Origin of the sequence: Cupriavidus oxalaticus (assembly GCF_038900635.1) — a bacterium.
GTDB classification, from domain to species: Bacteria; Pseudomonadota; Gammaproteobacteria; order Burkholderiales; family Burkholderiaceae; genus Cupriavidus; species Cupriavidus oxalaticus_B.
On sequence record NZ_JAYMRX010000106.1, the window covers coordinates 1 to 407 of the forward strand.

Consider the following 407-nt stretch of genomic DNA (forward strand, 5'->3'; position numbering starts at 1 on the left):
GGATCGTCCGACACCAGCGCGATGCGCGCCACGCCTTCGGCACGGACGCTGTGTGCGATCGCTTGCACGCTCACGGGGCCGTCGACCGGCTGGCCGCCGGTCATGGCGACGGCGTCGTTGAACAGGATCTTGTAGGTGATGTTGGCCTTGGCCGCGATGGCCTGGCGGATGGCCATCGAGCCCGAATGATAATAGGTGCCTTCGCCGAGATTCTGGAAGATGTGCTTGTGGCCGGTGAATCTGGACGAAGCGGCCCAGTTCACGCCTTCGCCGCCCATCTGGATCAGCGAGGAGGTCTCGCGGTCCATCCAGCTCGCCATGAAGTGACAGCCGATGCCGGCCAGTGCCTTCGAGCCCTCCGGCACCTTCGTCGATGTGTTGTGCGGACATCCCGAGCAGAAATAGGG

General features: G+C 64.1%; 1 pseudogene. It reads right to left on the reverse strand.

Annotation, left to right across the window (positions count from 1 at the left end):
• Nucleotides 1-407, reverse strand: a pseudogene (locus tag VSR71_RS35155) (indolepyruvate ferredoxin oxidoreductase family protein); the annotation flags it as partial.